This is a genomic window from Neobacillus sp. FSL H8-0543, assembly GCF_038592905.1.
GTDB lineage: Bacteria > Bacillota > Bacilli > Bacillales > Cytobacillaceae > Neobacillus.
The window spans coordinates 2784431-2792500 of record NZ_CP151943.1 but is presented as its reverse complement, the minus strand read 5'-3'; the positions used below and the strand labels follow the sequence as shown (position 1 = coordinate 2792500).

Here is an 8070-nt window from a genome sequence, read left to right as displayed (position 1 = left end):
TCCACCTCTGACCTATCAACCTGATCATCTTTCAGGGTTCTTACTAGCTTGACGCTATGGGAAATCTCATCTTGAGGGGGGCTTCATGCTTAGATGCTTTCAGCACTTATCCCGTCCGCACATAGCTACCCAGCGATGCCTTTGGCAAGACAACTGGTACACCAGCGGTGCGTCCATCCCGGTCCTCTCGTACTAAGGACAGCTCCTCTCAAATTTCCTGCGCCCACGACGGATAGGGACCGAACTGTCTCACGACGTTCTGAACCCAGCTCGCGTACCGCTTTAATGGGCGAACAGCCCAACCCTTGGGACCGACTACAGCCCCAGGATGCGATGAGCCGACATCGAGGTGCCAAACCTCCCCGTCGATGTGGACTCTTGGGGGAGATAAGCCTGTTATCCCCGGGGTAGCTTTTATCCGTTGAGCGATGGCCCTTCCATGCGGAACCACCGGATCACTAAGCCCGACTTTCGTCCCTGCTCGACTTGTAGGTCTCGCAGTCAAGCTCCCTTGTGCCTTTACACTCTGCGAATGATTTCCAACCATTCTGAGGGAACCTTTGGGCGCCTCCGTTACTCTTTAGGAGGCGACCGCCCCAGTCAAACTGCCCACCTGACACTGTCTCCCACCCCGATAAGGGGTGCGGGTTAGAATTTCAATACAGCCAGGGTAGTATCCCACCGACGCCTCCACCGAAGCTAGCGCTCCGGCTTCTCAGGCTCCTACCTATCCTGTACAAGCTATACCAAAATTCAATATCAGGCTACAGTAAAGCTCCACGGGGTCTTTCCGTCCTGTCGCGGGTAACCTGCATCTTCACAGGTACTATAATTTCACCGAGTCTCTCGTTGAGACAGTGCCCAGATCGTTACGCCTTTCGTGCGGGTCGGAACTTACCCGACAAGGAATTTCGCTACCTTAGGACCGTTATAGTTACGGCCGCCGTTTACTGGGGCTTCAATTCAGAGCTTCGCTTGCGCTAACCCCTCCTCTTAACCTTCCAGCACCGGGCAGGCGTCAGCCCCTATACTTCGCCTTGCGGCTTCGCAGAGACCTGTGTTTTTGCTAAACAGTCGCCTGGGCCTATTCACTGCGGCTCTTCGAGGCTATTCACCCCAAAGAGCACCCCTTCTCCCGAAGTTACGGGGTCATTTTGCCGAGTTCCTTAACGAGAGTTCTCTCGCTCACCTTAGGATTCTCTCCTCGCCTACCTGTGTCGGTTTGCGGTACGGGCACCTTTTATCTCGCTAGAGGCTTTTCTTGGCAGTGTGGAATCAGGAACTTCGGTACTATATTTCCCTCGCTATCACAGCTCAGCCTTCACGAGAAGCGGATTTTCCTACTTCTCAGCCTACCTGCTTAGACGCGCATATCCAACAGCGCGCTTACCCTATCCTCCTGCGTCCCCCCATCACTCAAACGATAAAGAGGTGGTACAGGAATATCAACCTGTTGTCCATCGCCTACGCCTTTCGGCCTCGGCTTAGGTCCCGACTAACCCTGAGAGGACGAGCCTTCCTCAGGAAACCTTAGGCATACGGTGGATGGGATTCTCACCCATCTTTCGCTACTCATACCGGCATTCTCACTTCTAAGCGCTCCACCAGTCCTTACGGTCTAGCTTCAACGCCCTTAGAACGCTCTCCTACCACTGACACCTAATGGTGTCAATCCACAGCTTCGGTGTTACGTTTAGCCCCGGTACATTTTCGGCGCAGAGTCACTCGACCAGTGAGCTATTACGCACTCTTTAAATGGTGGCTGCTTCTAAGCCAACATCCTGGTTGTCTAAGCAACTCCACATCCTTTTCCACTTAACGTAAACTTGGGGACCTTAGCTGGTGGTCTGGGCTGTTTCCCTTTTGACTACGGATCTTATCACTCGCAGTCTGACTCCCACGGATAAGTCTTTGGCATTCGGAGTTTGTCTGAATTCGGTAACCCGATGAGGGCCCCTAGTCCAAACAGTGCTCTACCTCCAAGACTCTTACAACGTGAGGCTAGCCCTAAAGCTATTTCGGAGAGAACCAGCTATCTCCAGGTTCGATTGGAATTTCTCCGCTACCCACACCTCATCCCCGCACTTTTCAACGTGCGTGGGTTCGGGCCTCCATCCAGTGTTACCTGGACTTCACCCTGGACATGGGTAGATCACCTGGTTTCGGGTCTACGACCACATACTAAAAACGCCCTATTCAGACTCGCTTTCGCTGCGGCTCCGTCTTATCAACTTAACCTTGCATGTAATCGTAACTCGCCGGTTCATTCTACAAAAGGCACGCCATCACCCATGAACGGGCTCTGACTACTTGTAGGCACACGGTTTCAGGATCTGTTTCACTCCCCTTCCGGGGTGCTTTTCACCTTTCCCTCACGGTACTGGTTCACTATCGGTCACTAGGGAGTATTTAGCCTTGGGAGATGGTCCTCCCAGCTTCCGACCGGATTTCTCGTGTCCGGCCGTACTCAGGATCCACTCAGGAGGGAACGAAGTTTCGACTACAGGGTTTTTACCTTCTCTGACGGACCTTTCCAGGTCGCTTCATCTACCCCGTTCCTTTGTAACTCCATGTTGAGTGTCCTACAACCCCAAGAGGCAAGCCTCTTGGTTTGGGCTATATCCCGTTTCGCTCGCCGCTACTCAGGGAATCGCGTTTGCTTTCTCTTCCTCCGGGTACTTAGATGTTTCAGTTCCCCGGGTCTGCCTTCCATACCCTATGTATTCAGGTAAAGATACTGCTCCATTACGAACAGTGGGTTCCCCCATTCGGAAATCTCCGGATCAAAGCTTACTTACAGCTCCCCGAAGCATATCGGTGTTAGTCCCGTCCTTCATCGGCTCCTAGTGCCAAGGCATTCACCGTGCGCCCTTTCTAACTTAACCTGAAAGGTTTTGTTTCTTATTGAAAAGAAACGACTTGCTAAATGGCGATTACTTGGTTTTACTATTGCTTCTTCTTACGATTATCTAGTTTTCAAGGAACGAATAAAAAAAGCTTTGAGAGTTTGATCTCTCAAAACTAAACAAACAAGAGTACATCAACAGTTATCTGTCACTTAAGACAGGATATTCCTTAGAAAGGAGGTGATCCAGCCGCACCTTCCGATACGGCTACCTTGTTACGACTTCACCCCAATCATCTGTCCCACCTTAGGCGGCTGGCTCCTTACGGTTACCCCACCGACTTCGGGTGTTACAAACTCTCGTGGTGTGACGGGCGGTGTGTACAAGGCCCGGGAACGTATTCACCGCGGCATGCTGATCCGCGATTACTAGCGATTCCAGCTTCATGTAGGCGAGTTGCAGCCTACAATCCGAACTGAGAGTGGTTTTATGGGATTCGCTTAACCTTGCGGTTTTGCAGCCCTTTGTACCACCCATTGTAGCACGTGTGTAGCCCAGGTCATAAGGGGCATGATGATTTGACGTCATCCCCACCTTCCTCCGGTTTGTCACCGGCAGTCACCTTAGAGTGCCCAACTGAATGCTGGCAACTAAGATCAAGGGTTGCGCTCGTTGCGGGACTTAACCCAACATCTCACGACACGAGCTGACGACAACCATGCACCACCTGTCACTCTGTCCCCCGAAGGGGAACGTCCTATCTCTAGGAGTGTCAGAGGATGTCAAGACCTGGTAAGGTTCTTCGCGTTGCTTCGAATTAAACCACATGCTCCACCGCTTGTGCGGGCCCCCGTCAATTCCTTTGAGTTTCAGCCTTGCGGCCGTACTCCCCAGGCGGAGTGCTTAATGCGTTAGCTGCAGCACTAAAGGGCGGAAACCCTCTAACACTTAGCACTCATCGTTTACGGCGTGGACTACCAGGGTATCTAATCCTGTTTGCTCCCCACGCTTTCGCGCCTCAGCGTCAGTTACAGACCAGAAAGCCGCCTTCGCCACTGGTGTTCCTCCACATCTCTACGCATTTCACCGCTACACGTGGAATTCCGCTTTCCTCTTCTGCACTCAAGTCCCCCAGTTTCCAATGACCCTCCACGGTTGAGCCGTGGGCTTTCACATCAGACTTAAGAGACCGCCTGCGCGCGCTTTACGCCCAATAATTCCGGACAACGCTTGCCACCTACGTATTACCGCGGCTGCTGGCACGTAGTTAGCCGTGGCTTTCTGGTTAGGTACCGTCAAGGTACCGGCAGTTACTCCGATACTTGTTCTTCCCTAACAACAGAACTTTACGACCCGAAGGCCTTCATCGTTCACGCGGCGTTGCTCCGTCAGACTTTCGTCCATTGCGGAAGATTCCCTACTGCTGCCTCCCGTAGGAGTCTGGGCCGTGTCTCAGTCCCAGTGTGGCCGATCACCCTCTCAGGTCGGCTACGCATCGTTGCCTTGGTGAGCCATTACCTCACCAACTAGCTAATGCGCCGCGGGCCCATCTATAAGTGACAGCCGAAACCGTCTTTCAGCTTTCCCTCATGAGAGGAAAAGGATTATCCAGTATTAGCTCCGGTTTCCCGAAGTTATCCCAGTCTTATAGGCAGGTTGCCCACGTGTTACTCACCCGTCCGCCGCTAACCTTTAGGAGCAAGCTCCTAAAGATTCGCTCGACTTGCATGTATTAGGCACGCCGCCAGCGTTCGTCCTGAGCCAGGATCAAACTCTCCAAGAAAGTTGATTAGCTCATTTTGTTACGTTGGCTTAACTTCATATAGAAGTTAAAAATTTTGTTTGTTGACGTTCTTGTTTGTTTAGTTTTCAAAGAACAAATACTCTTTTACCTCACTTCTAAACGACCCGTTCAGAAGCAACTCTATTACTATATCATTTCACAGTCTCAACGTCAACACTTATTTTTAATATCTTTATGTTGTTAACATGTCGTTTGCGACTGCTTTAATATACTAACACCCCTACAACTCCACGTCAACAAAATATTCCGTCCAATATATCCCAATCGCAAACTTAAATTCAAATAAAATAAGCCGACCCCAACGGGGGCCGACTATTTTTTACTTACTAATATGAATAACGCCTACTTGTTTCAATGCAACTTGCCCTTCTTTAACGATAACTACCTTTTCGCCTTCCGCTAAGTTCGTAAAGACAATCGGAGTAATTGTTGATGTTGCATGTTCTTTAATATAATCTAAATCAAATTTTAATAATGGTTGGCCTTGTTCAATCACATCATTTTCTGCAACTAAAGTTTCAAAACCCTGCCCTTTCAGGTTTACCGTGTCAATTCCAACATGTATAAGGATCTCACGGCCAGTATCGGACAGGATACCGATAGCGTGCTTAGTAGGGAATAGGTTAACGATTTTACCATTCACCGGTGATACAACCATTCCTTCTGAGGGAACAATCGCAAAACCATCGCCCATCATTTTCCCCGCAAAGACTTGATCTGGAACTTCAGTGATTGGTTTTAGCTCCCCTTTAAGCGGTGCAGAAAATCCTTCATCTTCATTTTTTCTTGCAGTCTGAAGTGCTTCAGGGTTAACTTCTTCAATTTGTTGTTCTACACCCTTTTCTGGTGCTTTCACAGTTGAGCGAGGTCTCTTTCCTTCTATTATATCTTTCATTTGTCCCTTAATTGTCTCAGATCTTGGTCCAAAGATAGCTTGAATGTTATCACCAACTTCAAGAACACCCGCTGCACCTAGCCTTTTCAACTGATTTTTATCGACATTTTTACTATCATTTACTGAAACACGAAGACGTGTGATACATGCATCAAGATGAGCGATGTTTTCCTTCCCGCCCATCGCATCTAAAATGTTAGAGGCTAAATCACCTGAACTAGCTTTACCAGTTGGTGCTTGATTCTCTTCTTCTTCTAATTCACGGCCTGGTGTCTTTAAATTAAATTTACGAATTGCAAACCGGAAGCCAAAGTAATATATTACTGCAAAAACAAGTCCAACAGGGATTACAATCCATGCATTTGTTTGCGGGTTAATTAACCCAAATAGGATATAGTCAATTAATCCACCCGAAAATGTCATACCAATTTTTACATTTAGAATATGCATTGTCATAAACGATAATCCAGCAAAAATCGCGTGGATACCAAATAGAACTGGTGCTACAAATAGGAATGAAAACTCAAGTGGTTCCGTAATACCTGTTAAGAAAGATGTTAAGGCTGCTGAAGCCATTAACCCACCAACGATAACTTTTTTCTCAGGTTTTGCTTCATGATATATCGCTAATGCGGCTGCTGGCAGACCGAACATCATGAACGGGAATTTACCTGTCATGAACGTACCGGCAGTTAGATCTTGTACACCATCTTTAATTTGCGCCATGAAAATAGCTTGATCCCCGCGAACAAGTTCGCCAGCTGCATTAGTATAGCTCCCAAATTCAAACCAAAATGGCGCATAAAAGATATGATGCAACCCAAATGGGATTAATGACCGTTCAATAACTCCAAAAATAAAAGCAGCAATGGTTCTGTTCGCATCCACCATGTTGGTTGAGAAGGCATTTAAACCTTCTTGAATCGGAGGCCAAATAACAATCATAAGTAACCCTAAGATTACTGTACTAGCTGCAGTTACAATTGGAACGAAGCGCTTCCCTGCAAAGAATCCTAAATAGGACGGTAATTCTATTTCAAAGAATTTATTATACATATAAGCTGCAATAAGACCTACTATGATACCACCAAAAACACCTGTTTGTAGTGTCGGAATCCCTAAAACTGAAGCATAGCTTTGCGGATGAGCCGCTAAGCTTTCAGCATCTATTCCCAAAGCAGTACCCATCGTTGCATTCATAATTAAAAATCCAACAATTGCTGCAAGCCCCGCTACCCCTTCTCCTCCAGCAAGTCCAATCGCTACACCCACTGCAAATAGAAGGGCCAGGTTTCCAAATATTACACTACCTGCCTGTTCCATTATACTCGCTACCATTCCTACTGCTTGGTTATCTAGAAATGGTGCTATATCTAATAAAGTCGGGTTTTGAAGAGCATTACCTAACGCTAATAAAATCCCCGCTGCCGGCAATATGGCAACAGGCAACATGAGCGCTTTACCGACTTTTTGTAAAACGCCGAAAGCATTTTTAAACATAAAAGTTCCTCCTAAATATTTTAATAACTCATTAAGCAATTTTTAGAAATAAACACAAAAAAAGGCATGAGTAAAAGTTTATTTGAATAAAGCTATGGGTATAGATTACCCCTAACACTTTAATTCAATTAAAACTTTTTACTCATGCCTGATCGAATCAGTAACACGTAAAAAATAATAGCTATTTAATTTTTTTCTGTATTCGCTGTAGATGCATTGTTAAGTAAACGGCTTCTGCATCGAATACTTTCATTTTTAACGTTTGTTGCATTACTTTAATGAGTTTCCATGAGAGATTATAGCATACCGGATATTCTTCTTTCAATAGAGAAGCAATTTTTTCTGGTTCCTCTACCTGTTCTCCTTTAATTACTCTCTCAATCGTAAAGCGAATGTGACGGACAAGCCTCATATAATCAATGCCATCTTTATCTATTTCAATTTCAAACTGCTCTTCTACCATTCCAACTAATCTGCTTACAAGCTGCGAGTGCTGATTCACATCAGACAAATTCTTATTCGTCATCGCACTATGAATATGGAGCGCAATAAACCCAATTTCCCCAATTGGCAGGGATACCCCAGTCTTCTCTTTAATAAGTTGAACAACCTCAGAAGCGACTTCGTATTCATGTCGATAAAGCGTTTTCGTTTCAACAAGAAACGGATTTTTCATATTCATGCCCTGTGATGCTCTTGTAATCGCGAACATTAAATGGTCCGTCAATGCAACATGAATATGTTCATGCAACAAGGAATTCGTTCTTTGTTTAATAAGGTCTAGCGCTGAAATAATTACCTCAAGTGAATCATTATCAATAAAAGGCAGCAATTTAATGTAACTTTCCTGCTCTTTTTCATTTTTTAACACAAATAGTTTTTCTACTGCTTCCGTATCGATAAAATCACCGCGTTTACGATTGAAACCTAATCCTTTGCCAATCAAAACAACTTCTTCATAGGCGGGGTGCTCTGCGATTAATACATTGTTATTTAAAACTTTATCAATTAATAATCTCACCATG

Annotated in this window: 2 protein-coding genes and 2 rRNA genes (1 of these 4 running past the window's edge); all 4 read right to left on the bottom strand. The window is 46.2% G+C overall.

The window, feature by feature from the left end; genetic code table 11:
* Positions 1-2885, bottom strand: a 23S ribosomal RNA gene (locus NSS81_RS13825); it reaches 53 nt to the left of the window's first position.
* 194 nt (positions 2886-3079) lie between these two features.
* A 16S ribosomal RNA gene (locus NSS81_RS13820) occupies positions 3080-4629 on the bottom strand.
* Together the 16S and 23S rRNA genes form the textbook arrangement of a ribosomal RNA operon.
* Positions 4630-4969: 340 nt before the next feature.
* A complete protein-coding gene (gene ptsG / locus NSS81_RS13815) occupies positions 4970-7045 on the bottom strand; it encodes a glucose-specific PTS transporter subunit IIBC (RefSeq protein ID WP_342429274.1) in 2076 nt (691 codons plus the stop codon).
* 181 nt (positions 7046-7226) lie between these two features.
* Entirely contained in the window at positions 7227-8069 is an 843-nt protein-coding gene (locus tag NSS81_RS13810) for a transcription antiterminator (RefSeq protein ID WP_342429273.1), read from the bottom strand.
* Position 8070: the final 1 nt, after the last annotated feature.